This window comes from Neisseria sp. P0022.S009 (assembly GCF_051956675.1).
Lineage (GTDB): Bacteria > Pseudomonadota > Gammaproteobacteria > Burkholderiales > Neisseriaceae > Neisseria.
Genome location: NZ_JBQCXE010000069.1, coordinates 1 through 445, shown reverse-complemented (window position 1 = coordinate 445; position 445 = coordinate 1). Strand labels below are relative to the sequence as shown.

The 445-nt window shown below is 51.2% G+C and carries 1 protein-coding gene; it reads left to right on the top strand.

Annotated features, from left to right (window positions below; all coding sequences use genetic code 11):
- On the top strand, nucleotides 1-445 hold a 445-nt coding region (locus tag ACTHUG_RS11480; protein ID WP_440422300.1), incomplete at both ends, for a phosphatidylserine decarboxylase.

Genomic DNA, 445 nt, shown 5'->3' with positions numbered 1-445 from the left:
ATTATCGCCCGTGAGGGCTGGCCGATTATCGGCGGCGGTTTGGCTTTGAGCCTGCTGGTGTCGATGTGCTGCGGCTGGTGGTCTTTGCCGTTTTGGGTGTTTACTGTATTTGCTTTGCAGTTTTTCCGTGACCCTGCGCGTGAGATTCCGCAAAATCCTGAAGCGGTGTTGAGCCCTGTTGACGGCCGTATCGTGGTGGTTGAGCGCGCACGCGATCCGTATCGTGATGTCGATGCTTTGAAAATCAGTATTTTTATGAACGTGTTCAACGTGCATTCGCAAAAATCGCCTGCCGATTGTACGGTAACGAAAGTGGTCTATAACAAAGGCAAATTCGTGAATGCGGATTTGGACAAAGCCAGCACGGAAAACGAACGCAATGCGGTGTTGGCGACTACGGCTTCAGGTCGTGAAATTACTTTTGTTCAAGTGGCCGGTTTGGTGG